This is a genomic window from Stutzerimonas kunmingensis, assembly GCF_002929225.1.
GTDB lineage: Bacteria > Pseudomonadota > Gammaproteobacteria > Pseudomonadales > Pseudomonadaceae > Stutzerimonas.
This window is the reverse complement of record NZ_PISM01000004.1, coordinates 1,074,586-1,099,446: the sequence shown is the minus strand read 5'-3', so window position 1 is coordinate 1,099,446 and position 24,861 is coordinate 1,074,586. Positions and strand designations below refer to the sequence as shown.

The 24,861-nt window shown below is 60.9% G+C and carries 28 protein-coding genes, 1 tRNA gene and 2 pseudogenes; 22 read left to right on the top strand and 9 right to left on the bottom strand.

Translation table 11 applies throughout. The features are described from left to right. Window positions 1-42: 42 nt before the first annotated feature. The 9 genes and pseudogenes from CW305_RS06345 to CW305_RS06305 form a co-directional block, all read left to right on the top strand. Window positions 43-384, top strand: a pseudogene (locus tag CW305_RS06345) (hypothetical protein); the annotation flags it as partial. A 173-nt stretch (window positions 385-557) separates the two neighbouring features. Then, window positions 558-896 carry a hypothetical protein gene (locus CW305_RS06340; protein ID WP_146067138.1) on the top strand — a complete coding sequence of 113 codons (339 nt, stop codon included), beginning with the start codon at window positions 558-560 and terminating at the stop codon, window positions 894-896. Window positions 897-920: 24 nt separating this feature from the next. After that, window positions 921-1,160, top strand: coding sequence for a hypothetical protein (locus CW305_RS06335; RefSeq protein ID WP_104097379.1), 240 nt, complete (start codon window positions 921-923; stop codon window positions 1,158-1,160). Between the two features lie 3 nt (window positions 1,161-1,163). Further along, on the top strand, window positions 1,164-1,376 hold the full coding sequence (locus tag CW305_RS06330; RefSeq protein WP_020308886.1) for an excisionase: 213 nt from the start codon (window positions 1,164-1,166) through the stop codon (window positions 1,374-1,376). After that, complete coding sequence (locus tag CW305_RS06325) at window positions 1,357-2,454, top strand: phage integrase Arm DNA-binding domain-containing protein (protein ID WP_104097378.1); 1,098 nt, start codon at window positions 1,357-1,359, stop codon at window positions 2,452-2,454. Before CW305_RS06330 ends, CW305_RS06325 begins: the two co-directional genes overlap by 20 nt. Window positions 2,455-2,499: 45 nt before the next feature. Beyond that, on the top strand, window positions 2,500-2,877 hold the full coding sequence (locus CW305_RS06320; protein ID WP_104097377.1) for an ArsC family reductase: 378 nt from the start codon (window positions 2,500-2,502) through the stop codon (window positions 2,875-2,877). A 42-nt stretch (window positions 2,878-2,919) separates the two neighbouring features. Continuing rightward, the gene (gene dapD, locus CW305_RS06315) at window positions 2,920-3,954 is read left to right on the top strand and encodes a 2,3,4,5-tetrahydropyridine-2,6-dicarboxylate N-succinyltransferase (RefSeq protein WP_014821069.1); all 1,035 of its coding nucleotides are present in this window, start codon (window positions 2,920-2,922) and stop codon (window positions 3,952-3,954) included. Window positions 3,955-4,028: 74 nt separating this feature from the next. Then, complete coding sequence (locus tag CW305_RS06310; RefSeq protein ID WP_104097376.1) at window positions 4,029-5,234, top strand: aminotransferase class V-fold PLP-dependent enzyme; 1,206 nt, start codon at window positions 4,029-4,031, stop codon at window positions 5,232-5,234. Further along, window positions 5,231-5,638, top strand: coding sequence for a SufE family protein (locus CW305_RS06305; protein ID WP_104097375.1), 408 nt, complete (start codon window positions 5,231-5,233; stop codon window positions 5,636-5,638). The genes CW305_RS06310 and CW305_RS06305 overlap by 4 nt, the downstream gene beginning before the upstream one ends. A gap of 15 nt (window positions 5,639-5,653) precedes the next feature. Here the strand turns inward: CW305_RS06305 and CW305_RS06300 are convergent, their stop codons facing one another. The 3 genes from CW305_RS06300 to CW305_RS06290 form a co-directional block, all read right to left on the bottom strand. Continuing rightward, entirely contained in the window at window positions 5,654-6,775 is a 1,122-nt protein-coding gene (locus tag CW305_RS06300) for a beta-ketoacyl-ACP synthase III (protein ID WP_104097374.1), read from the bottom strand. 251 nt (window positions 6,776-7,026) lie between these two features. Further along, window positions 7,027-7,947 carry a c-type cytochrome gene (locus CW305_RS06295; protein ID WP_104097373.1) on the bottom strand — a complete coding sequence of 307 codons (921 nt, stop codon included), beginning with the start codon at window positions 7,945-7,947 and terminating at the stop codon, window positions 7,027-7,029. Next, complete coding sequence (locus CW305_RS06290; RefSeq protein WP_023446287.1) at window positions 7,944-8,594, bottom strand: c-type cytochrome; 651 nt, start codon at window positions 8,592-8,594, stop codon at window positions 7,944-7,946. Before CW305_RS06290 ends, CW305_RS06295 begins: the two co-directional genes overlap by 4 nt. A gap of 257 nt (window positions 8,595-8,851) precedes the next feature. On the opposite strand from CW305_RS06290, the gene CW305_RS06280 reads away from it, so the two are divergent. Continuing rightward, window positions 8,852-9,385, top strand: coding sequence for a hypothetical protein (locus CW305_RS06280; protein ID WP_104097372.1), 534 nt, complete (start codon window positions 8,852-8,854; stop codon window positions 9,383-9,385). A 20-nt stretch (window positions 9,386-9,405) separates the two neighbouring features. Here the strand turns inward: CW305_RS06280 and CW305_RS06275 are convergent, their stop codons facing one another. Further along, a complete protein-coding gene (locus CW305_RS06275; RefSeq protein ID WP_003280237.1) occupies window positions 9,406-9,633 on the bottom strand; it encodes a DUF3820 family protein in 228 nt (75 codons plus the stop codon). Between the two features lie 240 nt (window positions 9,634-9,873). Here CW305_RS06275 and CW305_RS06270 point away from each other — a divergent pair, with 240 nt between their 5' ends. Next, window positions 9,874-10,398, top strand: coding sequence for an ankyrin repeat domain-containing protein (locus CW305_RS06270; protein ID WP_104097371.1), 525 nt, complete (start codon window positions 9,874-9,876; stop codon window positions 10,396-10,398). An 80-nt stretch (window positions 10,399-10,478) separates the two neighbouring features. On the opposite strand, the gene ybaK is transcribed toward CW305_RS06270, so the two are convergent. After that, a complete protein-coding gene (gene ybaK / locus CW305_RS06265; protein ID WP_104097370.1) occupies window positions 10,479-10,949 on the bottom strand; it encodes a Cys-tRNA(Pro) deacylase in 471 nt (156 codons plus the stop codon). Between the two features lie 72 nt (window positions 10,950-11,021). Between ybaK and glpD the strand changes: the two genes are divergently transcribed. Beyond that, a complete protein-coding gene (gene glpD / locus CW305_RS06260) occupies window positions 11,022-12,566 on the top strand; it encodes a glycerol-3-phosphate dehydrogenase (RefSeq protein ID WP_104097369.1) in 1,545 nt (514 codons plus the stop codon). A 48-nt stretch (window positions 12,567-12,614) separates the two neighbouring features. Here the strand turns inward: glpD and metE are convergent, their stop codons facing one another. Both metE and CW305_RS06250 read right to left on the bottom strand, forming a co-directional pair. Continuing rightward, window positions 12,615-14,924 carry a 5-methyltetrahydropteroyltriglutamate--homocysteine S-methyltransferase gene (metE, locus tag CW305_RS06255; protein ID WP_104097368.1) on the bottom strand — a complete coding sequence of 770 codons (2,310 nt, stop codon included), beginning with the start codon at window positions 14,922-14,924 and terminating at the stop codon, window positions 12,615-12,617. Window positions 14,925-15,183: 259 nt separating this feature from the next. Next, window positions 15,184-15,471 (bottom strand): annotated as a pseudogene (locus CW305_RS06250) (acyltransferase family protein); the annotation flags it as partial. A gap of 231 nt (window positions 15,472-15,702) precedes the next feature. On the opposite strand from CW305_RS06250, the gene mobA reads away from it, so the two are divergent. The 3 genes from mobA to CW305_RS06235 all read left to right on the top strand — a co-directional run bounded on the left by mobA (window position 15,703) and on the right by CW305_RS06235 (window position 16,805). Then, window positions 15,703-16,308, top strand: coding sequence for a molybdenum cofactor guanylyltransferase MobA (gene mobA / locus CW305_RS06245; RefSeq protein WP_104097367.1), 606 nt, complete (start codon window positions 15,703-15,705; stop codon window positions 16,306-16,308). Window positions 16,309-16,353: 45 nt separating this feature from the next. Continuing rightward, window positions 16,354-16,575, top strand: a complete 222-nt coding sequence (locus CW305_RS06240; protein ID WP_104097366.1) for a YgdI/YgdR family lipoprotein — start codon at window positions 16,354-16,356, stop codon at window positions 16,573-16,575. 153 nt (window positions 16,576-16,728) lie between these two features. Next, window positions 16,729-16,805 (top strand) — tRNA-Pro (locus CW305_RS06235). 83 nt (window positions 16,806-16,888) lie between these two features. Here the strand turns inward: CW305_RS06235 and CW305_RS06230 are convergent. After that, window positions 16,889-17,134: a glutaredoxin family protein gene (locus CW305_RS06230; RefSeq protein ID WP_104097365.1), complete on the bottom strand. Its 246-nt coding sequence runs from the start codon at window positions 17,132-17,134 to the stop codon at window positions 16,889-16,891. Window positions 17,135-17,556: 422 nt separating this feature from the next. Here CW305_RS06230 and CW305_RS06225 point away from each other — a divergent pair, with 422 nt between their 5' ends. The 6 genes from CW305_RS06225 (at window position 17,557) to CW305_RS06200 (ending at window position 22,762) form a co-directional block, all read left to right on the top strand. Then, on the top strand, window positions 17,557-18,852 hold the full coding sequence (locus CW305_RS06225; RefSeq protein WP_104097364.1) for an OprD family porin: 1,296 nt from the start codon (window positions 17,557-17,559) through the stop codon (window positions 18,850-18,852). A 200-nt stretch (window positions 18,853-19,052) separates the two neighbouring features. Beyond that, a complete protein-coding gene (locus tag CW305_RS06220) occupies window positions 19,053-19,454 on the top strand; it encodes an ElaB/YgaM/YqjD family protein (RefSeq protein ID WP_003298345.1) in 402 nt (133 codons plus the stop codon). Window positions 19,455-19,468: 14 nt separating this feature from the next. Further along, entirely contained in the window at window positions 19,469-19,849 is a 381-nt protein-coding gene (locus CW305_RS06215) for a phage holin family protein (RefSeq protein ID WP_003298343.1), read from the top strand. Further along, the gene (locus CW305_RS06210) at window positions 19,846-20,166 is read left to right on the top strand and encodes a hypothetical protein (RefSeq protein ID WP_023445188.1); all 321 of its coding nucleotides are present in this window, start codon (window positions 19,846-19,848) and stop codon (window positions 20,164-20,166) included. Before CW305_RS06215 ends, CW305_RS06210 begins: the two co-directional genes overlap by 4 nt. A 164-nt stretch (window positions 20,167-20,330) precedes the next feature. Further along, window positions 20,331-21,662: a deoxyguanosinetriphosphate triphosphohydrolase gene (locus CW305_RS06205; protein ID WP_104097363.1), complete on the top strand. Its 1,332-nt coding sequence runs from the start codon at window positions 20,331-20,333 to the stop codon at window positions 21,660-21,662. 5 nt (window positions 21,663-21,667) lie between these two features. After that, window positions 21,668-22,762 (top strand): FUSC family protein, encoded by a 1,095-nt coding sequence (locus CW305_RS06200; RefSeq protein WP_014820689.1) that lies wholly within the window; start codon window positions 21,668-21,670, stop codon window positions 22,760-22,762. On the opposite strand, the gene CW305_RS06195 is transcribed toward CW305_RS06200, so the two are convergent. Continuing rightward, on the bottom strand, window positions 22,746-23,090 hold the full coding sequence (locus tag CW305_RS06195) for a YggL family protein (protein ID WP_014820690.1): 345 nt from the start codon (window positions 23,088-23,090) through the stop codon (window positions 22,746-22,748). The genes CW305_RS06200 and CW305_RS06195 overlap by 17 nt on opposite strands. Before the next feature lie 276 nt (window positions 23,091-23,366). On the opposite strand from CW305_RS06195, the gene dacB reads away from it, so the two are divergent. Beyond that, window positions 23,367-24,824: a D-alanyl-D-alanine carboxypeptidase/D-alanyl-D-alanine endopeptidase gene (dacB, locus tag CW305_RS06190; protein WP_042925075.1), complete on the top strand. Its 1,458-nt coding sequence runs from the start codon at window positions 23,367-23,369 to the stop codon at window positions 24,822-24,824. Window positions 24,825-24,861: the final 37 nt, after the last annotated feature.

The window sequence follows — 24,861 nt, the reverse complement described above, 5'->3', positions numbered from 1 at the left end:
AACCTACTGACAGGCTGCGCGAGACGCGGCCAGGGAGCCCATGTGTCTACAGAAACCCAACTGGCCATCGTGCCGCCGAAAGAAACCGCCCTGCAAGTGTTCCAGCAGGCGAACGGGCTTGACCCGTACCTGCAGCAAATCCGCGCCGAAATCGACAGCTTTGTGCCGGACGTTTCGACCAAGAAAGGTCGCGACGCCATCGCATCGATTGCCCACAAGGTCGCCCGATCCAAGACGGCGCTCGACAACGTAGGCAAGGAGCTGGTCGCCGAGCTGAAGGAGATCCCGAAGAAGATCGACGCCGAGCGCAAGCGGATGCGCGACACGCTGGACGCTTGGAAGGATGAGGTGCGGGCGCCGCTGAATGAGTGGGAGCAGGCTGAGGCGGATCTATGTCAATCAAATGGGATTCCTATTCGCGCTATTTGAAGTCTGACCGGTGGGATGTCGTCAGGCGGATTGCTTTAAACCAAGCCAGGCATTCGTGTTCGGTCTGCGGTTCGCGAGGGAAGCTAGAGGTTCATCACCGGACGTACGACCACGTATTTAGCGAAACCTTGGACGACGTGATTGTTCTATGTGATCGCTGCCATGCAACACACCATAGAAAACTCGGACGCCTCCCCGCCAAGGTTTTGTGGTCTTCCTTCTTTGATCTGGTTTCGGCGGAGCGATCGGCCTCGCCAGCCCTCGTTCAACTGATATCCCGAGCAGAGCCTGAGAAGATCGATAGGAACACGGTTTTCCTGACTGACGCCGAATACAGCGAATCAGAAGGCTACACACAATCTTTGATTGAGATGGCGGAATACTTGAATCGCTTCATCCCCGGCTATGTCGCCTTTATCGGCCCCGTGGAAATTCAGCCTCTTTTCGCGGCAGCGCACCCCGCCTAACCCCACACGCAGCAGGAGATAGACATGCACACAGACAAGGCTATAGCGGAGTTCGAGGCGTGGTGGGATAGGCAGCCGTTCCGCGATCAGTTCGAGGACGTGAAGGACCAGATGCGGAATGTGTGGCTGGCGTCGCGGCGGGATTTGGTCGTGACCATCGAGCCGGGCGACTGCTTCAGCCCGAACGACTGCGGTGACCTGGCCATATGGCGTGATGATGCGAAACGCTTGCTCGAAGCAGCCGGCGTAACGGTGAGGGGGTGAGGGATGAAATTGAGCCTTGAGAAATGGGCCGAAGCCAACTTCGATCCGGTGCCGACGCTCAACACGCTGCGGCGATGGGCGCGGGAGGCGAAGATTTTCCCCGCCCCAGTGAAGCACGGGCGCAGCTATTATGTTGAGCCAGACGCACAGTACATCGAGCCAGGCACGCTTGCCGGGCGCATCGCGAGGGATCGACATGGCGCCAAGGCCGCGTAAGACCGGTTCGAAAGACCTGCCGCCGAACCTGTACCGCAAGACGGACAGCAGGAACGGCGTCACCTATTACAGCTACCGCGACCCGTCGTCAGGGAGGTGGTACGGGCTTGGCACCGACAAGGCGCTGGCCGTGCGTGAAGCTGTGCACGCCAACCATACCGGCGCCAAGATGCAGCCGGCCCTGGTTGAGCGTATAGCAGCGGCGCCGGCCCGCAGGTTCTCGGAATGGATCGATGAATACCGCACGCTGTACGCAGAGCGCGACGTGTCTGACCGCAGCAAGGAAACCGTGCGCATGAGGCTGAATCGCCTGAGCGAAGCTCTTGGGCACCTCGACACGGCAAGCATAGGGACGTTTGAGGTTGCCGGCTATCTGAAGACCTTCACGGATGAAGGAAAGGCGCAAATGGCGCGGGCCATGCGCTCACTGCTGAGCGACCTGATGCGCGAGGCGATAGCGGCGGGATGGCGGAAGGACAACCCGGTCGAAGTGACGCGGGCCGCGAAGGTGAAGGTCAAGCGCGAACGGCTGACCCTGGAGCTATGGAAGGCGATCTATGCTGAGGCCAAACAGCCTTGGCTGAAGCGCGCCATGGAACTTGCAGTGTTGACCGGCCAGCGGCGAGACGATATCGCGGCAATGCTGTTCAAGGACGTGCAAGACGACCATCTGCATGTGATCCAGGCGAAGACCGGCGCCAGGCTGCGGATTAGCACGAAGCTACGCCTGGAATCGCTCGGGCTCGAGCTTGGCGAGGTGGTTAAAGCCTGCCGGGATGCGGTAGTGTCAAAGCATCTCGTGCATCACAGCCGCACTGTGAGCCGCGCGACGCCGGGAATGCCAATCATGCTGGACACATTGACCAGCGCATTTGCAGCAGCCCGCGACCGCGCCGGCAAGAAGGCCGGCATAGAGTTCGGAGAGAGTCCGCCGACCTTCCACGAGATGCGTTCACTGGCTGCCAGATTGCACGCGGCAGAAGGCCGAGATCCTCAATTGATGCTCGGCCACAAGTCGGCAGCGATGACCGCGCTATACCGCGACAGCCGGGGCGCCGAGTGGATCGACGTGGCATAATCCGCGACTGAGTTTTGGCGAGGTTTTGGGGAGAATTTGGAGAGGATGGAAACGCCCTGTAAAATCAAGCACTTACACCTATACGGAATCAAAGCCTGCGACACGATGAAAAAGGCCCGTACCTGGCTCGACGAACACGGACTGGACTACGACTTCCACGACTACAAGAGCGTCGGCATAGACCGCACCCACCTGGAAGCCTGGTGCAATGAACACGGCTGGCAGACCGTTCTCAACCGTGCAGGCACCACCTTCCGCAAGCTGGACGACGCTGCAAAGGCCGATCTTGACCAGGCCCGGGCCATCGAGCTGATGTTGGCCCAACCGTCGATGATCAAACGCCCTGTACTCGACTTGGGCGGTAAGACCCTGATTGGCTTCAAGCCCGATCTTTACGCTGCCGAAGTGGCAGCGCCGAACTGATAGCCGCCCAACAGACGGCGCGGCCGACAAAAAGGAAATTCTATGTCCGCAACCCTATTTAGCCTCGCCTTTGGCGTTGGCACCCAGAACCGTCAAGGCGACTGGCTGGAAGTCTTCTACGCACAACCGCTGCTGCAACCTGCCGGCGAGCTGGTAGCTGCCGTCGCCCCGCTGCTCGGCTATGCCGGCGGCAATCAGGCAATCAGCATCACCACTACCCAGGCTGCACAACTGGCGGATGCCCTGAAGCCGCTCGACGCTACCCAGTACGCGCTGCTGACCCGCCTGGCCGAAAGCCAGCGCCCGCTTGTCGCCACTCTGCTCGCCGAAGACGCGCCGCTTACCTCGACCCCCGAGGCCTACCTCAAGCTGCACCTGCTTTCACACCGGCTGGCCAAACCGCATGGTCTGAACCTGACCGGCATCTTCCCGCTGCTGCCCAACGTCGCCTGGACCAACCAGGGCGCGGTGGACCTGAGCGAACTGGCCGAGCGCCAGCTGGAAGCACGCCTGAAGGGCGATCTGCTGGAAGTCTTCTCGGTGGACAAGTTCCCGAAGATGACCGATTACGTGGTCCCTGCCGGCGTGCGTATCGCCGACAGCGCGCGCATTCGCCTCGGTGCCTATGTGGGTGAAGGCACAACCGTGATGCACGAGGGATTCATCAACTTCAACGCCGGTACCGCCGGCCCGGGCATGATCGAAGGCCGCGTCTCCGCTGGCGTGTTCGTCGGCAAGGGTTCGGACCTCGGCGGCGGCTGCTCGACCATGGGCACCCTGTCCGGTGGCGGCAACATCGTCATCTCCGTCGGCGAAGGCTGCCTGATCGGCGCGAATGCCGGCATCGGCATTCCGCTGGGCGACCGCAACACCGTGGAGTCGGGCCTGTACATCACGGCCGGCACCAAGGTCAGCCTGCTCGACGACGGCGATCAACTGGTCAAAGTGGTCAAGGCGCGCGAGCTGGCCGGCCAGAGCGACCTGCTGTTCCGTCGTAACTCGCAGACCGGCGCTGTGGAGTGCAAGACTCACAAGTCGGCCATCGAGCTGAACGAGGCGCTGCACGCGCATAACTGAGCAGGAGCAGCGGCAAGCTGCGAGCCATGAGCGCCTGCCTTGCCGCATCCCCTGCAGCTGGAGGTTTGCCGCTTATGGCCCTGTTTTCTCCCTGGCGTGCCGACTTCCCTGCCCTGGCGGTGCTCGAAGCGCAAGGCCAGACCTATCTCGACAGCGCCGCCACGGCACAGAAGCCGCAGGCGCTGATCGATGCTCTCAGCGGCTACTACACCTGCGGCGCCGCCAATGTGCACCGCGCCCAGCACCAGCCCGCCGAACGCGCGACTCGCGCTTACGAAGACTCCCGCATCAAGGTGGCGAAATGGCTGAACGCGGCTTCGCCCACTGAAATCGTCTTCACCCGCGGCGCGACGGAAGCGCTGAATCTGCTCGCCTACGGACTGGAACATCTGATCGGAGCCGGTGACGAGATCGTCATCAGCGCCCTCGAACATCACGCCAACCTGCTGCCCTGGCAACAGCTGGCCAAACGGCGCAACGCCAGACTGCAGGTGCTACCGATCGATACCGCCGGGCGCATCGACCTGGCCGCAGCTGCCGCGCTGGTCGGGCCGCGTACCCGACTGCTGGCGGTGAGTCAGCTGTCCAACGTGCTGGGTGGCTGGCAACCGCTGGACGACCTGCTGCACCTGGCCAAGACCCAAGGTGCGCTTACCATCGTCGACGGCGCGCAGGGCGTGGTGCACGGCCGTCACGACATGACCACGCTGGGTTGCGATTTCTACGTGCTCTCCAGCCATAAGCTCTACGGGCCGGATGGCGTCGGCGTACTGTACGGCCGCGGCGAATCGCTGCTGGAGCTGCGTCACTGGCAGTTCGGCGGCGAGATGGTACGCATCGCCGATTATCAACACGCCGAGTTCCATGCCGCGCCCCTGGGCTTCGAGGCCGGCACGCCGCCGATCTCCGGCGTCATCGGTCTCGGCGCCACGCTGGACTATCTGGCTGAACTCGACGTTGCGGCGGTCGAGCGCCACGAGCAGGCATTGCATGACCAGCTGCTCGCCGGGCTTGCCGCACGCAACGGCGTTCGCCTGCTCGGCTCGCCGCAGGTTGCGCTGGCCAGCTTCGTTGTCGAAGGCGTGCATCATTCCGACTTGGGGCATCTACTCACCGAACAGGGCATCGCGGTGCGCAGCGGCAATCACTGCGCCATGCCGCTGATGAAACACCTTGGTCTGGATGGCGCGACACGCGTCTCGCTCGGACTGTACAACGATAGTGCCGACCTCGAGCGCTTCTTCAGCGCGCTGGATCAGGCCCTGGAGTTACTGCGATGAGCGACTTGCCGCAAGCCGCTGGCGAAGCGCTGGAGGCATTCAGCCAGGCGCCCGGCTGGGAGCAGCGCGCACGTTTGCTGATGCAATGGGGTGAGCGGCTGGCACCGTTGGATGAAGATGAACGCAGCGAAACGAATCAGGTATCGGGCTGCGAAAGCCGCGTGTGGCTGGTCGGCGAACGACAGGACGGCTGCTGGCATTTTCGTGCCGGCAGTGATGCCCGGCTCATCCGCGGCCTGTTGGCGGTGCTGCTGGCTAGAGTCAATGGCCTGGAAGCTGCCGATCTGGCCGAAGTGGACATGGCCGACTGGTTCGCCCGTCTTGGCCTTTCGCGGCAATTGTCGCCTTCGCGCAGCAATGGCATGAATGCCGTGCTGCAGCGAATGTGTGAGCTGACCGGCTGAGCCGGCCAGGGCGAATCAGCGCTTGCGCAGGATCACGCTGCCGATCGAGTAGCCCGCACCGAACGAGCTGAGCACACCGAGGCTGCCGCTGGGCAGGTCGTCCTGGTGCTTGTGGAAGGCGATCACCGAGCCGGCCGAACTGGTATTGGCGTAGGTATCGAGGATCACCGGCGCCTCTTCCTCGGTGGCGTCGCGGCCCAGCAGGCGGCGCACGATCAGGTGGTTCATGTTCAGGTTGGCCTGATGCAGCCAGAAACGCTTCACCGATTCCACAGCGATGTCGTTCTCAGCCAGGTGCTCACCGATCAGCTCCGCCACCATCGGGCAGACCTCCTTGAACACCTTGCGACCTTCCTGGATGAACAGCTTGTCCGGATCGTTCATGTGCTCTTCGGCAGCACGGTTGAGAAAGCCGAAGTTGTTGCGGATGTTGTTGGAAAACTCGGTCACCAGCTTGGTACTGATGACGTCCCACTGCTGCGCCGAGGTCGCCAGATCTTCGCGCTCGATGATTACCGCGGTGCAGGCGTCGCCGAAGATGAAATGGCTGTCGCGGTCGCGGAAGTTCATATGCCCGGTACAGATCTCGGGGTTGACCATCAGGATCGCGCGCGCCTGGCCCAGCTTGATGCTGTTGACCGCGTTCTGGATGCCGAACGTGGCCGACGAGCACGCCACGTTCATGTCGAAGCCGAAACCCTTGATCCCCAGTGCCGCCTGCACTTCGATGGCGACTGCCGGATAGGCGCGCTGCAGGTTGGAGCATGCGACGATCACGCCGTCGATGTCCGCAGCGGTCTTGCCGGCGCGGGCCAGCGCTTCTTCGGCTGCCTTGACCGACATCTCGCAGAGAATCGACCACTCGTCATTGCTGCGCTCGGGAATGCGCGGAACCATGCGCTCGGGATCGAGAATGCCGGCCTTGTCGGTAACGTAGCGGCTCTTGATGCCGGAGGCCTTTTCGATGAAGGCGGAGCTGGACTCGGGCAGCGGCTGGATCTCGCCGGCCTCGATGGCAGCGGCATTCTCGCTGTTGAAGCGATGAACATAGGTGTTGAAGGACTCCGCTAGTTCATCGTTGGAAATGCTGTTGGCAGGGGTATAAAGGCCGGTACCGCTGATGACGACGTTATACACGGTCGTTCCTCTCGAAGGGCTTGATCGTTTCTGACGTTGGGACGGCAGCAACAGGACTCGGCCAGTCACGATCATTCCAGCGCCTCTTATGGCGGCTATTGTGCATGAAAATCTGAAAGAATCCGTAACATTGCGCTTATAACGGACAGGTAATTAAGCCTTTTGGCACATCTGAAGGTGACCGCCCAGTCCGAAAATGAAGAGAGCGCCGAATGGCGCCCTCTTCTGTCCGCAATGATGTACTTAAGTCTCTATTTGATGCCCTGTCCAAGTACGACGCCATCCACCTCCTGTCCATAGAGATTCACTCCGTCGTTGGCGTGGTAGCGAAGCCGCGTCTTTTCCACCGTGCCGTCGACCAGACGCGGGTCCTGCGGCCGCTCATGGCTGTTCATGTATGCGGCCACATGCCAGGCGTCCTCGTCGCTGAGCGAACCACCCTTGCCCAGCGGCATGCTCTCCTTGATGAAGGCCGCGGCGGTGTTGATCCGGTGCATGCCGGCACCCCAGTTGAACGAGTCCTTGCCCCATAATGGTGGGAACACATACGCGCCACCCGCCTGCTGGCCCTGGCCGTTGTCGCCGTGACAGACCGCGCACTGCTCGGCATAGATCTGCTTGCCCTTGGCAATATCGAAACCACCTTTGGGCTGTGGGACTTCAGGATAGGCCCGCCCCGGCAGCTCCTGGCCTGTCGGAGCACCAGTGGAAAGCCAGTAGGAATAGGCCGTCAGGGCATTGATCACATGGCTATCGGCTGCCGGCGGCTTGCCGTTCATGCTGAACTGGAAACAGCCCTGTATCCGCTCGGCGTAGCTGTTGACCTTGTCATTCTTCTTCCGGTAAGCCGGATACATCGGATACGCGCCCCACAGCGGCGCTGAGTTGGCCTTGCGCCCCTGATCGAGGTGGCAGTTGGTGCAATTCATGCCGTTGCCGACGTACTCGGCGGCGTACTTCTGAGTGTCGACGAAGATCGCCCGGCCCTGCTGCACCAGTTCGCCATAGGCGTTGGCCGGCAGATCCTTTTCCTGCGGGGGCTGGAAGAAGTTCTCACCTGCGCCCTTGGCAGCTTTCTGTGTCAGCTGGGACTGATCGTCCATCTTGATCTCGGCCGCCAGCGGCGCACCGCTGACCGCCATGGCCAGCAGCGTCAACCAGTAGGTTCTCATTGGCTGCCCCCCTTGTGCTCCAGGCCGGCAAAGTACTCGGCGACGGCCTGCACTTCGTCGTCGGTCATCGCGCGGGCGATATGACCCATCAGATCGTTCGGATCGTTCTTGCGCGTACCCTGACGCCAGGCATTGAGCTGCGCGCTGAGGTATTGCGTCGACTGCCCGGCCAGCGGCGGGAAGCTCTCACCGACCCCAATGCCAGCGGGGCCATGGCAGGCCACGCACTCGGGAATGTTGCGTTCCCAGGCACCACGAAGGGCAAGGCGCGGCCCCACACCTTCCGCCTTTTCCGCCCGACCGATACTGGCGAAAACCGGCGCTGGCCTGGCTTCGAGCATGGCCGCCACGGCATCCATCTCTTCGTCGCTCAAGGCCGCAGCAATTGGCTGCATGACCGGATTGCTTCTGGCACCGGAGCGGAAGTCCTCGAGCTGCTTGCGCGTGTATCCGGCGGATATCCCGGCGAGGCGTGGAAAGCCGGCCGCCGCCATCCCCATCGCATCGGCACCGTGGCACGTGCCACACGCCATCGCCGCAGGGTTGGCGCCGCCCTGCGCGTAGATTTTTTGCCCATCGGCAGCCTGTGCCTGCATCGTCAGTAACAACGCAGCCACACCGGCCAGGGGCCAGTGAGTGAGTTTCATGAAAGGGCCTCATCAGCGGTTGTAGTTATGCTTGCCGCCACCGGCGTGGTCTTCGCCGACGCTCGGGTTCTATCGATGGTGTGCGGCAGCTTGTCGCAGAAGCGACGCTATCACATCGCCACGGCAGCCCTCCAGAAACAGAATAAGCTTAGAACTGCTTTGCATATACCAGACACAGCGGCCCGCTGCGCAACCAGCGGTGCACACGAGACAACGACCTTGGTTATCCTTGCGTGCTCACTCGCGCAGGAACACCCATGAAAGACCAACTTGCCGCACTGATCAGCCTTATCAGCTCCGGCTGCATGACCGACGACGAAATTGGCCGCGTCGCGGCAGAAGCCGCGGAGGCGTACGCCGATCCGCAGGCATTTCTACAGGCCAACCCAGACATCAATTACGACGACAGCTTTCCCATTTCTCTCGGCGAATGGGTGGTGGTCGGCAGCCTGCCGGAGACGGTGTTGTTCCAGGCTGATGATTATCAGGAGCTGTTCACACAGATCGTCGCCTCCTTCGGCGACAGCGTGACCTTCGTCCTCAAGCCCAAGCAGCTCGCCAAGACCGAGCCGCTGACAGCGCTGAACCGCATTCAGGTGCAGCTGAGCAGCCTGTATCCGGAGAAAGGTGGCTACGTGCTGGTGGACTTCAGCGAGCCGCTGGACGATGAGCTGCAGGCGGTGCTGGTCTACACCTGCGATGTGCCACGACTGATGGCGCTGGCGGTGGAAGTAGGCATCTATGCCGCGCCGGCCCTGGAGGTGTTGCGCGAGCAAACCGAGCAACCGTGACGGTAGGCACTCGCCGGCGATCAGCCGCGCGAGGCGTTGCGGCGGCGCAAGGGTTCCAACAGGGCTGAAAGCCCGTTGTGGTCGATCTCGTGCATCAGCTCCAGCAGCTGGCCGAGGCTGCCAGGCGGGAAGCCGACGCGGGCGAACCAGTTGAGGTAATTACCCGGCAGATCGGCTATCAACCGGCCCTTGTACTTACCGTAGGGCATCGTCTGGGTCACCAGGCGTTCGAGATCTTCAGGCTTCATCGCTTCGGGCATCGGAGTGTCGGGCCGTCGAATACTGCCACAACCGCACCGGCTTCTGGCATGCGAGCCTGATCCGATGGCGTTCCGATATTCCTTCGGACTGGCCATCGCCTCGGACTGGGCGCACATACAGAGCGCCTATCCGCAAGATAGAAAGCCTTGGTTGGCGCATCGCCAGCCCGATCACGACAATGGCTTTCGACACGGCAGGCGAACTGCTGACAGCCATGGAGAACCGCGATGCAAACGCCCAGACAACTGCCAGAACTGGATGATGCCACCCTCGCCTTCGCCGAGCAGGTGTTCGACAGCGCTCGCAACGGCGACAGCTCGCGCCTTGGTGAACTGCTCAGGCAGGGTATGCCAGCCGATCTTCGCAATCACGCCGGTGACAGCCTACTGATGCTCGCCAGCTACCACGGCCACCTCGACGCCAGTCGTGTGCTGCTCGAGCATGGCGCCGATCCGCAGCTGCGCAATATTCGCGGTCATACGCCGCTGGCGGGCGCAGCCTTCAAGGGCGACCTGAACATGATCGAGTTGCTGCTGGCGCACGGCGCCGATGTCGAGAGCCCCTGCGAGGACGGCAAAACCGCTCTGATGATGGCAGCCATGTTCAACCGTACCGAAATCATCGAACACCTGATCGCCCGGGGCGCCAACCCGCAAGCCGTCGACGCCAACGGCGCCACAGCACTGGTCGCCGCAGCCATGATGGGTGCTCAGGACGCCCAGGCGTTGTTGCGAAGCCTGGTCTCCAGCTGACGCACGATGTTTCGGCGCAGTGCAAATTTTCACCTCGCTTGACCGGACCCTCGCAGCTATCAGCTATCAGCTATCGGCTATCAGCCGCGCCCGATCGACGCAAAAACAGCCTTGCTGTGCTCAGCCAGCACGGCTGGAGCCAACTCGACTTCCAACCCGCGACGACCAGCGCTCACGTAGATGCTCGCCTGCGCCTGCGCAGAACTGTCGATAAAGGTACGCAGACGCTTCTTCTGCGCCAGCGGACTGATACCACCGACCAGATAACCGGTGGCCCGCTGGGCCGCCATCGGATCGGCCATCTCCACTTTCTTCACGCCGGCCGCCTGGGCCAGCGCCTTGAGATCGAGGGTGCCGGCGACGGGCACCACGGCGACCAGTAGCTCGTTCTTCTCGCTACAGGCGAGCAGCGTCTTGAATACCCGCGCCGGATCAAGCCCGAGCTTTTCCGCCGCCTCCAGTCCATAGGACGCAGACTTGGGATCGTGTTCGTAACTGTGTACGGCGTGCTCGGCTCGGGCTTTTTTCAACAGGTCGATGGCAGGTGTCATGGCTTTGTAGTGCTAATGATTGATGAATGGCGGTAACGTACGGCGACAAAGAATCGGTAGTTATAAGCGCCCATGAATCATCCTCTTCTTGCACCGCTCGCGGAAGTCTACGACCTGGCCGTGGTTGGCGGCGGCATCAATGGCGCAGGTATCGCCGCCGATGCCGTCGGGCGCGGCCTGTCGGTGTTTCTCTGCGAACAGGGCGACCTGGGCGAACACACCTCCTCTGCCAGCAGCAAGCTGGTGCACGGCGGGCTGCGCTATCTCGAACACTACGAGCTGCGCCTGGTTCGCGAAGCGCTGGCCGAGCGCGAAGTGCTGCTGGCCAAGGCGCCGCACATCATCACCCCGCTACGCTTCGTGCTGCCCTACCGTCCGCATCTGCGCCCGTCGTGGATGATCCGCACTGGCCTGTTTCTCTACGATCACCTCGGCAAGCGCGAAAAGCTCGGCGGTTCGCGCAGCCTGCGTTTCGGTGCCGACAGCCCGCTCAAGGAGGAAATCACCCACGGCTTCGAATATTCCGATTGCTGGGTCGACGATGCGCGGCTGGTGGTACTCAACGCCATGGCGGCACGCGAGCTGGGCGCGCATATCCACACCCGCACTCGCTGCGTCAGCGCGCGCAGCAGCAAGGGGCTCTGGCATCTGCATCTGGAGCGTCAGGACGGCAGCCGGTTTTCGATCCGCGCCCGCGCGCTGGTCAACGCCACCGGACCGTGGGTAGCCTCGTTCATCGAAGAGCAGCTCCGGCAGACTTCGCCTCACGGCATGCGCCTGATCCAGGGCAGCCACATCGTCGTGCCGAAACTCTATGAGGGCGATCACGCCTACATCCTGCAGAACGAGGATCGGCGCATCGTGTTCATCACGCCGTATCTCGGCCAGTTCAGCCTGATCGGCACCACCGATCACGCGTACCACGGCGACCCGGCGCAGGTGCGGATCACCGATAAGGAGATCGACTACCTGCTGGCCATCGTCAACGCGCACTTCAAGCATCAGCTGCACCGCGCCGACATCCGCTACAGCTATGCCGGGGTCAGGCCGCTTTGCGATGACGAGTCCGACCAGCCCTCGGCGATCACCCGCGACTACACGCTCACACTCAGCGATAGCGCCGGTGAGGGACCGTTGCTCTCGGTGTTCGGCGGCAAGCTGACCACCTATCGCAAGCTCGCCGAAGCGGCACTGGCACAGCTGGCGCCGCTGTTTCCCGAAATGAAACAGCCCTGGACGCATGACGCCGCCCTGCCTGGCGGTGAGCATCTGGACGAGCCATCGGCGTTGGCCCACGCGCTCTGCGCCAGCTATCCATGGTTGCCCGGTCCGATTGCGCGGCGCTGGGCGCGCACCTACGGCAGCCGCAGCTGGCTGCTGCTCAAGGGTACCGATGCGCTGCAGGACCTTGGCGAATGCTTCGGCGCCGGCCTGCATGCGCGCGAGGTGGACTACCTGATGGTCGAGGAATGGGCGCAGACGACAGAAGACATCCTCTGGCGCCGCACCAAGCTCGGCCTGTTCATGCAGCCCGCGGAAGTCGCACTGCTGCAGCGTTATCTGGACAGCCGGACAGCCGAGCGCCTGACCCACTTCGACCACGTCGCCCAGGGCTGACGCACCACGGCGCAGCGCCCGCACTGGAGCGCTGCGCCCGCGTCGACCTCAGGCGACCTTGGCGTTGCGCGAGGCGCGCAGCTGACGGGCCGCAGCCACCATGTTCACCAGCGCTGCCTCGGTCTCCGGCCAGGCGCGGGTCTTCAGCCCGCAATCCGGATTGACCCAGAGCCGCTCGGCCGGGATGCGCTCGGCGGCCTTCTCCAGCAGCTGCACCATTTCGGCAGTATCCGGAACGCGTGGCGAGTGGATGTCGTAGACCCCCGGGCCGATGTCATTGGGATAGTCGAAGGCGCGGAAGGCTTCGAGCAGCTCCATCTGCGAGCGCGAGGTCTCGATGGTGATGACATCGGCATCCATCGCCGCGATGGACTCGATGACGTCGTTGAACTCGCTGTAGCACATGTGCGTGTGGATCTGCGTCTCGTCGCGCACGCCGCTGGCACACAGACGGAACGCCTCGACCGCCCAGTCCAGATAGTGCTGCCACTGCGCGCGACGCAACGGCAACCCCTCGCGGAACGCCGCCTCATCGATCTGGATGATGCGGATGCCGGTGGCTTCCAGATCGCAGACCTCGTCACGGATCGCCAGCGCCAGCTGCCGTGCCTGAACCTCACGCGATACATCCTCACGAGCGAACGACCACATCAGCATGGTCACCGGGCCGGTGAGCATGCCCTTCATCACCCGGTCGGTCTGCTGCTGGGCGTAGCGAATCCAGTCGACGGTCATCGGCTGCGGGCGGCTGAGGTCGCCGTAGATCACCGCCGGTTTCACGCAACGCGAGCCGTAACTCTGTACCCAGCCGAACCGGGTAAAGGCATAGCCATCGAGCTGCTCGGCGAAATACTCGACCATGTCGTTGCGCTCCGCTTCGCCATGCACCAGCACGTCCAGGCCGATCTGCTCCTGCACCGCCACCGCATGGCGGATCTCGGCCTGCATCGCCTCGGTGTAATCACCGAGCGGCAACCGGCCCTGCTTGTAGGCTTGCCGCGCCAGACGGATAGCCGGCGTCTGCGGGAACGAGCCGATGGTCGTGGTCGGGAACGCCGGCAGGTCGAGCCGCGCGCGCTGGTGTTCGATGCGCGCAGCGAACACCGAGGTACGCTGGCTGTCTTGTGGCTGGATGGCATTCAGGCGTGCCTGGACCTGCGGCTTGTGGATGCGTGGCGAGTGCTGACGTGCCGCCTGCACCGCACGGCTGCGCGCCAGCTCGACCGCGACATCCTCATTCGTCGGCTCGTTGATGGCTCGGGCCAGGGTCGCCACTTCGGCGCATTTCTGTACGGCAAAGGCCAACCAGCCATTCAGTTCATGATCGAGCCGGTCCTCGCGCTCAAGGTCCACCGGGCTGTGCAGCAGGGAGCAGGACGGCGCCAGCCAGAGGCGGTCACCCAGCCGCTCGGCGGCATGCCGCGCCACCTCTAGGGCCTTCTCCAGGTCGCAGCGCCAGACGTTGCGACCATTGACCAACCCCAGTGACAGCACCTTGTAGGTCGGCAACCAGTCGAGAATCAGCGGGTACTGCTCCGGCGCACGCACCAGATCGATGTGTAGGCCGTCCACCGGCAGCGCCGCCGCCAGGCTGAGGTTGTCCTCCAGTCCGCCAAAGTAGGTGGCGACCAGCTTCTTCAGCGGGGCCCGCTGCAGCAGGTTGTAGGCGCGCTCGAAGGCATTCTTCCAGTCCTGCGGCAGGTCGAGGGCGAGGATCGGCTCGTCGATCTGCACCCACTCGACACCCTGCGCCGCAAGCCGGTCGAGCACCTCGCCATAGACCGGCAGGAGGCGTTCGAGCAGCTCGAGCTTGTCGAAACGCTCGGCAGCCTCGCCCTTGAGCTTGCCCAGCCAGAGATAGGTTAGCGGGCCGACCAGCACTGGCTTGATCGTGTGACCCAGCGCCTGCGCCTCCTCGACCTCTTCGAACAATTGCGACCAGGACAGCTGGAACTGCTGGTCAACGGTGAACTCCGGTACCAGATAGTGATAGTTGGTATCGAACCACTTGGTCATCTCCTGGGCCTGGCCGCCACCGCAGCAGCTGTTGGTCACGCCACGGGCCATGGCGAACAGCGTGTCCAGCGTCGGTTGGCCATCGGCCGGGCGGAAGCGCTGCGGCACCACGCCGAACATCAGCGAGTGCGTAAGAACCTGGTCATACCAGGCGAAGTCGCCCACCGGCAGCAACTGGATACCGGCATCGGCCTGGGCTTGCCAGTGTTGTGCACGCAGCTGGCGACCAACCAGGCGCAACCCCTGCTCGTTCAGCTCGCCCTTCCAATATGCCTCCAGGGCTTTCTTCAGCTCGCGGTCCACACCAATGCGTGGAAAACCGAGGTTGTGCGCTACAGCCATTTCTCACTCCAAATGTCGTTCTGCATGAATACGCTGATTGTCCGCGCCATGACTGCGTGAAACAAACTCATGTAATTACATTTGAAATATAGAAATATTCATGCAGGAGCATTTCGGGGCCTCGGGCCTCTAAGGAAGGTCTGAAAAAGCCGCCTGTTTTTTGACCGACTTCAGCCCTTGCCGATTTTGAAAGCGGCAAATCGATCAAAACCCGCCCGATCACCCGCTCATTTCTTGGTTTTTAGCCGCTGCGAGCTTACAGACCTTGTAGTAAAGACCAGACAATAAAGGGATAGACGATTGTGTCGACCTTGTTGATGATCAACCCGCCCCGGCCCCGCTTCTGCAACGAATCGAAGAAGAATAAACCCGACAGGAAGAAGAACAGCGGCATGTGAAAGCTGTAAATGATGCTGTCGACCAGCACGAATCGCGCCTCATCCATCGGCAACCCGGCATTGAACACGCCTCGCGCGACATGCCCGTAGACAACAAGAATGATCCCGATCGCCTTGGCATAATCAACCCAAACGTTTCTCTCCTGCATTTGATTGTTCTCCTTGTATTCAGCCAATGAGCAGGCGGCACCCTCTTCCAGAGAAAGTGGATGGAGGAGATAGACAACAGGATTTTTCGTTGGTTTAGCTGAAGCACTCCTGGGTCGCCGAAGCGCGACACAGATTCCAATAACCCGAGCGCCTGGCCTCCACACCTCCCGTGCGCACGCTGCCCGACCGCCAGCCCGAGCGCTATATGCAAGCTTTTCTGGAGCGATGATATGCCCGACCCGCTACTGCCTTCCTGCTCCATCCTGCTTCTGGCGGGTGGCCGTGGGCAACGTATGGGAGGACAGGACAAAGGACTGGTCGAATGGCAGGGACGCCCGTTGATTGCATGGTTGCATGAGACCGTTCAGCCATTGACAGACGACCTCCTGCTGTCCTGCAACCGCAATCGAGCCCGCTACTCGGCCTATGCCGATCGATTGATTAGTGATGAAGAGCAGGGATTCCCCGGGCCCCTTGCTGGAATACGCAGCGGTCTTGCAGCTGCTCGCAACGCCTGGATGCTCGTACTGCCGTGCGACACCCCGTTGATTGATCGCCCCTTGCTGCAGTCGCTCTACCAGACCGCGCTCGAAGAGCCAGACAGGCCAGTCATGCTGAGCTGCGAAGGCCAGTGGGAGCCCCTGTTCAGCATAATTCCCACCGGCCGACAGGCCGAAGTTGACGCTTGCTGGCATTCTGGCGAACGCAGCCCTTTGCGTGCACTTCTTCATCTTGACGCCCGTGCGCTTGAGGTACACCGGGGCGACCCCCGCCTCGCCAACCTGAATACACCGGAGCTGCTCAAGATCACTGGTTCGAGGGGAACTTCGTCCTAGTGGGTTTCGTCCCATGGGTATCGAACCCGCAGAAGGAACAGCGTCATGCAACCACGCATCATCCCCGCCCTGCTACTCACGCTGGGCTTTACCGTCCTTGCCGGCTGCGCGAACCCCAGCGTGATCACGCTCAACGATGGTCGTGAAATTCAAACTCTGGACCATCCCGATTTCGATGACGAGTCGGGCTTCTACGAATATGAGCAAATCGATGGCAAGCCAGGCAAAGTGAACAAGGATCAGGTTCGCACCGTACGAGAACTCTGAGCCAGGTCGACCTTCGCACAAGGTAGATCCTAGGTTATCTGCCGCGAAGGTCGATTGTTCCGCTAGCAGCTCGCAAAAGGCTGGCCGCCCCCAAAAAAACCTCTCCTAACACCTTGTGCAACAAAACTTTTTCTGTAGAATGCGCGCCATCTTCGGAGCGTAGCGCAGCTTGGTAGCGCGTCTCGTTCGGGACGAGAAGGTCGCTGGTTCGAATCCAGTCGCTCCGACCATATCCCGCTGTTCAGCTAGCTGCTTAGCTGAACAAAAAACCGGCAAACATGCCGGTTTTTTTATGCCTGTAATTTGTTCAATATCACGTCGAACCCTGAAGAAAGCTCACCACCTGCTCTGCCTCGAACGGCCAGTTCAATTCGGAACCGGTATCGACGCGACGAAGCACCGGGATTCGCAAACCATAATCCTCGACCCAATCAGGGCGCTCAGCGATATCGATCAACTCGACCAGCAGCCCATATTCGACCAAAGGCATGAGCACTTCCTCGGCCTGCTCGCATAGATGGCAGCCCAAGGTCCCGAACAGTTGGCATTCCGGTAACATCTGACGTTCTCGCAATGTTATGTGCTCGAATTCTAGCAAGCGTTATTCGGCGCGCCATTGATAAGTGACTTCGGCCGGCAGACGCACCAGCAGCAAAAATGTGAATTCAGCCTCACTCATCAGGCGATTATGCGATGGCCATTCGACTCTGCCCGAGCAAAACGCTAGGATGCTGCCACCCGCGGCGACGCAGATTGCCCGGCACACCCTTTAGTCTTTAACCGCCAGGCCGTTGTCTTGTGCAACTTTACGGGTCGTACGCGAATATCGCGCACATGCACGATATGCCTGCGACCGTCTAGCACGTTGACTTGCGGGACTTGGCGACTAAAGTCTAAAGGTTGAAAAACCTCTGTAATGTTTTATTGCATGGCGCCGTAAAGAGCGACTTCAGAGCGTCATCCAACGAGGAGAAATAATAAATGCTCAAGACCCCCATCGCCCGGGGCGTGGCCCTCGCCACTCTGGGAGCAACACTGGCTATCCCAACCATGGCCCAAGCCGCCTTCATCGAAGACACCAAGGCTGGTCTGGAACTGCGTAACTTCTATTTCAACCGGGACTATCGCGAAGGTTCCGGGCAAAGCAAGCAAGAAGAGTGGGCGCAAGGTTTCTTGCTGCGCGTTGAATCCGGCTACACCGAAGGGACAGTAGGATTTGGCGTGGACGCGCTAGGCCTTCTAGGCGTGAAACTAGATTCCGGTGGCGGTCGCTACGGCGACGGTTCCCAGCTCCTTCCGGGCGATGGTGACACTGCAGCAGATGACTTTTCGGAATTAGGGTTGACAGCCAAAGCGAAGATGTCAGAAACCGTGCTGAAGGTCGGTACGATGCAATTTAAGAACGTAGCTGTCGCAAATAGTGACAGTCGCCTTCTTCCAGCTCTGATGCAAGGCGCAAATCTTGTCTCGAAGGAGATCGACGGTCTGACACTGGATGTCGGTTACGCCAACCGCAACAATCTGCGCGCATCCAGCGACAATCAGGTCCTTAGCTTAAACGGAGCCTCTGCTGGCGCAAACACACGCAACATTCGTCTGACCAGTGGAGCGGCGAACGAATCTGATGATTTCCGCTTCGCGGGCGCGACATATCAGTTCAATAAGAACCTCACTGGTAGCTACTACTACAGTCAACTGGAAGATCTTTACAAGCAAAACGCGTTTAACCTGATTCACGTCCTGCCGATTAGCGAAGGCCAATCGTTGAAGACGGATCTGCGCTACGCCCGTTCCAAGGATGACGGTAGCTCCAACGTAGACAACAAGTCGTTCGGTGCGATGGTTACTTACTCCTTGAGTGGCCATAGCTTCGGGCTTGGCTACCAGAAGATGAGCGGTGACACCGGCTTTGCTTATCTCGGAGGCAACGTCGACCCTTACCTAGTGAACTTCATTCAAGTCAACGACTTTGCTAACGCTGACGAGAAGTCTTGGCAGGCACGCTATGACTACAATTTTGCAGCAGTCGGCATCCCTGGCTTGACCTTCATGACTCGTTACGTCACCGGCGACAATTTTGATCGTATTGGTGCAGACGCAGGCACTGAAGGCAAGGAGTGGGAACGCAATACAGATATTGCCTATACGTTCCAGACTGGCGCGCTTAAAAACCTCAATGTGAAGTGGCGTAATGCGACATCGCGTAACAACTACAGCCGCGGCACAAACATCGACGAAAACCGTCTGATCGTCAGCTACACCATCCCGCTGATGTAATAGCGGCTACTGCATTCGCTGCTGTAGACAGGAAACCCGCTTCGGCGGGTTTTCTTTTTTGTTCCTTGCCGTTATTGCCAGAACCAGCGATTGAAAGCTGTCTACAACGCTCAACGAAGCGGGGAACCTTTGATGAGGCGCAGTGCTCGAAACTTGAGGCAACGGGGCCTTTTGCCCCGAAGAATCAAGAGGAGCTGCGCATGTCTACCGAGTCCACTTTCGGCACCAGCGATAACACCCCGATTCCCGAAGGTCCCGCTGGGAGCACCCGCCCCCTGATCGATACATCTGCCCATCGTCGCAACCTGCAAGCTGCGCAGAACGCACTGATTGAAGAGTTTCATACTCTGATCGGCGACACTGAGCGTCTGCTCAAGCACACTCAGGAAACCGCAGGCGGCCAAACCGAAGAGCTGCGCAGCAAGATCAACGCAAACATTGCCAAGGCTCGTGAAATGCTCAAGGAGCGGGAAGGCTCGATGCGCGAGCAGGGTCAGGCTGCCATCCAGTGCACCGAGGAATATGTACACACCCATCCCTGGCAATCGATCGGCATCGCTGCCGGCGTCGGCTTTCTGCTCGGTCTGATTTCACGCCGCTGATGGGAGAGCCAGCAATGGAAGCGAAGCCCGGCACCGAAGCCCCCAAGCCATCGCTGAAGAAGCTGGGCGGCGCATTCGTCGGCCTGCTCCAGGGGCACCTGGAACTTGTAGGCATAGAGGTCCAGGAAGAGAAAGCCCGAACCTTTCGGCTATTTCTCCTGGCCGGTGTCAGCCTGATTCTCGGCCTGCTGATCCTGGTTGGGCTTTCCGCGGCTATCGTCATCGCCTTCTGGGAAACTCATCGCATCGCGGCGATTCTTACGCTATGCGCGATCTACGCAGTGGTGATGATCATCTGCGTGAGCCGGGCCGCTTCGCTCGCCAAACAATGTGCCGCACCGTTCCAGGCCACGCTTGAAGAACTGGAGCGCAACCGGGAGCGATTACTGCCATGAGCCAACCGTTGAGCACATCGAATGATCTGAGCATGCGCAAGGATCTGGTGCGACTGCGCATGGAAATGCACCGTCAACAGATGCTCTACCACGCGCAACCCCTTTCACATCCACTGCAGCAGATGAAGAGCTTCGTAAGTTCGCGTCGAACATCCAGCGAACACAGTTCAGGCAAGGGACCGATGATGATCGCTGCGACTGTCGTACTCGCGCTGTTCGGACGCAGGATGGGGAAAATGGGAAAGCTGGCTCGCGTGGCGCTGACGCTATATCCGCTAATCAAGGGTCAGCAAAAGCTGCGGGAAAAGCTGCACTAGCCCAGCCGCCTACCCTGGCTGAACAACACTGTACCCGCGGCCAACCGCGGGTAGCCTGCCACGCCTCTGAACTGGTTATCCTTCTAATACGCCAGCACCGATCAGCGATTCGGCAGTTGTGGTAGCTTTGCACCAGCCCGCTATTGGCAATACGGAGATGGTCCTTGGACTGGCACACACTGCTTACCCGCGAACGACTCGGAAAATCCGCCCACAGTAGCGACGAGTTGGGCCGCAGCCCTTTTCACAAGGATCATGATCGGATCATTTTTTCGGGCGCCTTTCGCCGGCTCGGGCGCAAGACTCAGGTTCATCCAGTTTCCAGCAACGATCACATCCATACCCGCCTCACCCACTCGCTGGAGGTAAGCTGCGTAGGCCGCTCACTCGGTATGCGTGCCGGTGAAGTATTGCGCGATGACATGCCAGAATGGTGCAGCCCGGCCGACCTTGGCATGATCGTCCAGTCGGCCTGCTTGGCCCACGACATTGGCAATCCGCCCTTTGGCCACTCCGGCGAGGATGCTATCCGCTGCTGGTTCCAGCAGGCCGCAGGGCGCGGATGGCTCGACGATATGAGCGACGCGCAACGCGCGGACTTTCTCAACTTCGAAGGCAACGCACAGGGATTTCGAGTGCTTACGCAACTCGAATACCACCAGTTCGACGGTGGAACGCGACTGACCTACGCCACCCTCGGCACGTATCTCAAGTACCCCTGGACTTCACGCCATGCAGAGGCGCTGGGGTACAAGAAGCACAAATTCGGGTGCTATCAGAATGAGCAGCCACTGCTCGAGCAGATCGCACAGAAGCTGAACCTACCCAACGTCGCTGAGCAACGCTGGGCTCGCCATCCTCTGGTTTATCTCATGGAGGCAGCAGACGACATCTGTTACGGCCTGATCGACCTGGAAGACGGCCTCGAGATGGAGCTGCTGGAATATTCGGAAGTTGAAGCGCTGTTACTGGCTCTGGTGGGCGATGACATTCCGGAAACCTATCGTCAGCTGGGCCCGCGGGATTCAAGGCGGCGCAAACTGGCCATTCTGCGCGGCAAGGCGATCGAACACCTGACCAATGCGGCCGCTGGTGCCTTCGTCGAGCAGCAGAGCAACCTGCTTCGTGGCGAGTTGCACGGTGACCTGGTCGAACATATGCATGGGCCGGCCAAAGAGTGCGTGCTGCAGGCGAAGGCGATGGCACGGCAGAAGATTTTTCAGGACAAGCGCAAAACCCTGCACGAGATTGGCGCCTACACCACGCTGGAAATACTGCTCAATGCATTTTGCGGCGCAGCACTGGAACAACATCGCGGCGGCACCCCCTCGTTCAAGAATCAGCGGATCCTCGACCTGCTCGGACGCAGCGCGCCCTCGCCCGAGCTACCGCTCTACCAGTCGTTCCTGCGCATGATCGACTTCATCGCAGGCATGACCGATAGCTACGCCACGGAGATGGCCGGCGAGATGACCGGCCGCTCCAGCCCGGTTTGACCCACATGAAGCGCCTGCTGCGGCAAAGCATCCACTGGCACCCCGCGCGCCCCGCCTGGGGCGCTGCCATGGTGGCCGGCTTTGGTTGCGCCTTGCCGTTGCTGCTGGGGCTGTTCAGCGGCCATCCCGGCTTCCTCTGGGCAACGGTCGGCGCCTTTCAGGCGGCCAAGGCCAACCCACTTCATCGCTTCGGCATGCTGCGCATGCTGTTACTCATCGCGTTGGGCGCCGGGAGTGCCGGACTGGGCTTCTGGTCGGCAACTCATCCATTGATCAGTCTCGGTCTTTTCGCCTTCTACGGCCTGCTGCTGGCCTGGTTACAGCGCTACGGCAGCGAAGCGGGAAAGCTCGGTATCGGTCTGGCGATCTGCCTCTGCCTCGGCCAAGGGCAGCACGGCATTGGCGATTTCAACAACCCGTACGCCATAGCCTTTCTTTTCGCGCTCGGCGGGCTCTGGGTTACCTTGCTCGCCTTCGGCCTGCGGGGGATGCATGGGCTGCGCATGTGGCCATATATGCCGCGGCTTATGAGCATCCTGCGGGTGCTGCGCAGGCACGCTCGCCGAACGCCGATCCGGCAATGGCGTGTGCACGCCCTGACCTACATCCTGGCCGGAGCATTGGGTGGGGTGATCGTGAATATGGCTGAACTGCCAAGAGGCTACTGGTTGACGCTGGCGGTGTTCACCACGCTGCAGATGGATCTGGAGCGGAGTCTGGTGCGGGCGCTACAGGCCAGCCTGGGAATATTGGCGGCTGCGGCCATACTGATCTACATTGGCCACGGCCTGGCCGACCCGCCACTGATGGTGATGATCCTGCTGCCGCTTATCGTGCTGGGCAGAGCGTTTCAGGCGAATCACTATGGGCTATTCGTCCTGCAGACCACGCTGCTGTTCCTGCTGCTGGCAGAGACGCTGGCCCAGGACTGGAACCTGCCGCAGATACGGCTCATCAATGCTGCCATCGGTGTAGCTGTGGCGCTATTCATCGCAACACTGATGCACGTGTTGCAGATGCTGCTGGCCAGGCGTTCGCGCAGGAAGGCCCAGCGGGCAGCATCGCAACGATCAGACGAAGAGACTACTTCTCAGCCCTGATCGGGTTTTCCGGATACCACACGTCCATCAGCGGGCTGACACTGTACTCAGCCAGCTCGCTGCGGCCTTTCAACCAGGCGTCGACTTTCGCACGCTGCTCTTCGCTGACCGAGCCGCGACGGCCGAGGCAGACAAAACCGTAGTCTTCACCACCGATATAGCCGAGTTCATTGGCTTCCATCGCTTCGCTGATAAAAGCTTCGAGGAAGTCGTCCACAGCCTTGCTTTCGATACCTTCGCGGTAGGTGAGATTGACCTCGAAGCCGAGTTCCTGGAACTCATCGACACAGAGTTTCTTACGCAGGCGACGCGAACGATTGGTAGCCATTTGGGGGCGATCCTTTTTCTACTTGATGACGGCGCGCACTCTAACAGCAACCCCGCGCCAAGGCGATGACCGACAGCAGCGGTTGAGCTCATCGCAGCCTGGTGCGCATCTGTCTTTGCAGTAACCTGTGTACCGCAGCTACGCTTATCGGATAGAGGCACGACGCCTCTACAGCACGGGCATAATGGCCCGCATTCGTTCCCTAAGAGCAGTGGGAAACACATGCCAAATCAAACCGCCAGCAGCTCCCTGTGTTTGCCCAGAGGCGCTCGTACGATGAGCTCCATCCTCCGCGGCATCACCTTAGCCATCTTCGCCCTGCCCTTGACCCTGCCAGCCCAGGCAGCCGGGGTGAACCAGACACTGCCACCGCGCGTCGAACAGGCACTGAAAGCCAACAAGATCAGCAGCGACGCACTGTCCGTAGTCATGCTGCCACTGACCGGTGACGCCGCACCGACGTTCGTCAACGCCGACGTATCGGTCAACCCCGCCTCCACCATGAAGCTGGTTACCACCTACGCCGCCCTCGAACTGCTCGGCCCCAACCACCAGTGGAAGACCGAGTTCTATGCCGACGGCCCGCTGGTGGACGGCACCCTCAACGGCAATCTCTACCTCAAGGGCGGCGGCGACCCGAAACTGAACATGGAGAAGCTCTGGCTGCTGCTGCGAGATTTGCGTGCCAACGGAGTCACCAAGGTCACTGGCGACCTGGTGCTCGATCGCAGCCATTTCGTCCAGCCCGACCTGCCCGTCTTCGATGACGACGGCAATGACAAGAACAAGCCCTTTCTAGTTGGTCCCGACTCACTACTGGTCAACCTCAAGGCGCTGCGCTTCATCGTCCGCAACGATGGCGGAAAGGTGAACATCGCAGTCGAGCCGCCGATCGCCAGCATTCGAATAGACAACCGGGTCAAAGCGCTGCCCGCAGGCAAATGCCCAGGCTGGCCGGACGTGCTCTACAACCCGGTTGCGGATGGGGATGGCGTGACCGTCGTGGTCACCGGCAAACTCGCCGACGGCTGCAGCGCACAGACCTACCTTTCACTGCTCGATCACCAGCGCTATGCCGCCGGCGCGGTGCGTGCTATCTGGGCCGAGCTCGGCGGCAGCATTCTCGGCATCGACCGTGTGGCCCAGGTGCCTGACAAAGCAAGACTGTTGGCGAGGGCCTATTCGCCGGATCTCACCGAGATCATTCGAGACATCAACAAGTACAGCAACAACACCATGGCCAAACAGCTGTTTCTAAGCCTCGGCGCCGAATTCCGTAACGAGGCGGATGCCGATGACGCCAAAGCGGCACAGCGGGTCATCCGCCAGTGGCTGGCCAAGAAGGGGCTTATCTCGCCGCATCTGGTGATCGAGAACGGCTCCGGGCTTTCCCGCGCCGAACGCGTCAGCGCACGCGAGCTGGGGAGCTTGCTGCAGGCCGCCTGGCGCAGCCCTTACTCGGCCGAGTTCATTTCGTCGATGCCATTGGCCGCCGTGGACGGCACCATGCGCAAGCGCCTGCGCAATACACCTGTCGCCGGCAAGGCGCACCTCAAGACGGGAACCCTGAACACCGTGCGCGCCATCGCAGGTTACAGCCGTGACGGCGACGGCAATGTCTGGGCAGTCGTGGCGATCCTGAACCATCCCCGCCCATGGGGCGCAGCCTCGATTCTCGATCAGGTGCTGGTCAGCCTCTATGGTCAGCGCAACCAGAACACCGCACAACGCTGATGTGACTCAGGCAGGCCGAACGGCCCGCCTATATCAC

Bases quoted from the DNA above. Each gene is read 5' to 3' on its own strand.
- CW305_RS06335 (WP_104097379.1), top strand. From the start codon at position 921: ATGCACACAGACAAGGCTATAGCGGAGTTCGAGGCGTGGTGGGATAGG.
- CW305_RS06330 (WP_020308886.1), top strand. From the start codon at position 1,164: ATGAAATTGAGCCTTGAGAAATGGGCCGAAGCCAACTTCGATCCGGTG.
- CW305_RS06325 (WP_104097378.1), top strand. From the start codon at position 1,357: ATGGCGCCAAGGCCGCGTAAGACCGGTTCGAAAGACCTGCCGCCGAAC.
- CW305_RS06320 (WP_104097377.1), top strand. From the start codon at position 2,500: ATGGAAACGCCCTGTAAAATCAAGCACTTACACCTATACGGAATCAAA.
- dapD (WP_014821069.1), top strand. From the start codon at position 2,920: ATGTCCGCAACCCTATTTAGCCTCGCCTTTGGCGTTGGCACCCAGAAC.
- CW305_RS06310 (WP_104097376.1), top strand. From the start codon at position 4,029: ATGGCCCTGTTTTCTCCCTGGCGTGCCGACTTCCCTGCCCTGGCGGTG.
- CW305_RS06305 (WP_104097375.1), top strand. From the start codon at position 5,231: ATGAGCGACTTGCCGCAAGCCGCTGGCGAAGCGCTGGAGGCATTCAGC.
- CW305_RS06295 (WP_104097373.1), bottom strand. From the start codon at position 7,947: ATGAGAACCTACTGGTTGACGCTGCTGGCCATGGCGGTCAGCGGTGCG.
- CW305_RS06290 (WP_023446287.1), bottom strand. From the start codon at position 8,594: ATGAAACTCACTCACTGGCCCCTGGCCGGTGTGGCTGCGTTGTTACTG.
- CW305_RS06280 (WP_104097372.1), top strand. From the start codon at position 8,852: ATGAAAGACCAACTTGCCGCACTGATCAGCCTTATCAGCTCCGGCTGC.
- CW305_RS06275 (WP_003280237.1), bottom strand. From the start codon at position 9,633: ATGAAGCCTGAAGATCTCGAACGCCTGGTGACCCAGACGATGCCCTAC.
- CW305_RS06270 (WP_104097371.1), top strand. From the start codon at position 9,874: ATGCAAACGCCCAGACAACTGCCAGAACTGGATGATGCCACCCTCGCC.
- ybaK (WP_104097370.1), bottom strand. From the start codon at position 10,949: ATGACACCTGCCATCGACCTGTTGAAAAAAGCCCGAGCCGAGCACGCC.
- glpD (WP_104097369.1), top strand. From the start codon at position 11,022: ATGAATCATCCTCTTCTTGCACCGCTCGCGGAAGTCTACGACCTGGCC.
- metE (WP_104097368.1), bottom strand. From the start codon at position 14,924: ATGGCTGTAGCGCACAACCTCGGTTTTCCACGCATTGGTGTGGACCGC.
- mobA (WP_104097367.1), top strand. From the start codon at position 15,703: ATGCCCGACCCGCTACTGCCTTCCTGCTCCATCCTGCTTCTGGCGGGT.
- CW305_RS06240 (WP_104097366.1), top strand. From the start codon at position 16,354: ATGCAACCACGCATCATCCCCGCCCTGCTACTCACGCTGGGCTTTACC.
- CW305_RS06230 (WP_104097365.1), bottom strand. From the start codon at position 17,134: ATGTTACCGGAATGCCAACTGTTCGGGACCTTGGGCTGCCATCTATGC.
- CW305_RS06225 (WP_104097364.1), top strand. From the start codon at position 17,557: ATGCTCAAGACCCCCATCGCCCGGGGCGTGGCCCTCGCCACTCTGGGA.
- CW305_RS06220 (WP_003298345.1), top strand. From the start codon at position 19,053: ATGTCTACCGAGTCCACTTTCGGCACCAGCGATAACACCCCGATTCCC.
- CW305_RS06215 (WP_003298343.1), top strand. From the start codon at position 19,469: ATGGAAGCGAAGCCCGGCACCGAAGCCCCCAAGCCATCGCTGAAGAAG.
- CW305_RS06210 (WP_023445188.1), top strand. From the start codon at position 19,846: ATGAGCCAACCGTTGAGCACATCGAATGATCTGAGCATGCGCAAGGAT.
- CW305_RS06200 (WP_014820689.1), top strand. From the start codon at position 21,668: ATGAAGCGCCTGCTGCGGCAAAGCATCCACTGGCACCCCGCGCGCCCC.
- CW305_RS06195 (WP_014820690.1), bottom strand. From the start codon at position 23,090: ATGGCTACCAATCGTTCGCGTCGCCTGCGTAAGAAACTCTGTGTCGAT.
- dacB (WP_042925075.1), top strand. From the start codon at position 23,367: ATGAGCTCCATCCTCCGCGGCATCACCTTAGCCATCTTCGCCCTGCCC.